Source organism: Brevibacterium otitidis (genome assembly GCF_042429315.1).
Lineage (GTDB): Bacteria > Actinomycetota > Actinomycetes > Actinomycetales > Brevibacteriaceae > Brevibacterium > Brevibacterium otitidis.
The window spans coordinates 1-829 of sequence record NZ_JBHMAU010000004.1 but is presented as its reverse complement, the minus strand read 5'-3'; the positions used below and the strand labels follow the sequence as shown (position 1 = coordinate 829).

Below are 829 nucleotides of genomic sequence, written 5' to 3'. Positions count from 1 at the left end.
GCGCGTCTGCTGGATCTCGTCCCGGGACGCTCAGGCACCGTGTACAAAGACTGGCTCACCGCACGCGGGCCTTCCTTCCGCCAAGGTGTGCGGGTCGCGACGCTGGACCCGTTCCAGGGATACAAGAACGCGATCGACGACCAACTCGACGACGCCACCTGCGTCCTCGATGCTTTTCACATCGTCAAGCTCGCCACCAGCGCTGTCGATGACGTTCGCCGTCGTATCCAGCAGCAGACACTCGGGCACCGGGGACGCAAAGGAGACCCGCTCTACGGCATCCGCAACCTTCTGCGGGCCGGCCGCGAACGCCTCACCGACCGGCAGCGTACGAGACTCGAAGCGGCGTTCGCTGCGCACGAGGACCACATCAGTGTCGAAGTCGCCTACCAGTGCGCGCAGGACGTGTGTGACATGTTCCACCAGGACACTCACGCTCAAGGGCGCAGGCTGGCCACCCGCGTGATCGAGGCCTTGCCGACGTGCCCGATCCCAGAGATCGCCAGACTGGGCAGGACGCTGCGGAAGTGGAAGACGACGATCCTGGCGTACTTCGACACCGACGGTGCCAACAACGGCGGCACCGAGGCGGTCAACGGGCTCATCGAGCTGGGCAGGCGGATCGCTCGCGGATTCCGCAACTTCGAGCACTACCGACTCCGCATGCTGCTCATCGCTGGCGGCCTGGACGCATCAACCCACACTCAACTCTGAAGAGCCGGTTAGGCTCTTCAGAGTTGAGTGTGGGCACGCCGATCGGGCAAGGGTGCTGGGGATAAGCATCGAGGTCCCTGATGATGAGCGGACATCTACCCGCGCTGATCTCAAG

1 protein-coding gene is annotated in these 829 nt (G+C 64.2%); it reads left to right on the top strand.

The genetic code is table 11. The features are described 5' to 3' along the window. The coding region (locus ACFFN1_RS00525) for an ISL3 family transposase (protein WP_376837611.1) at nucleotides 1-714 on the top strand (714 nt) is incomplete at its 5' end. Nucleotides 715-829 lie beyond the last annotated feature (115 nt).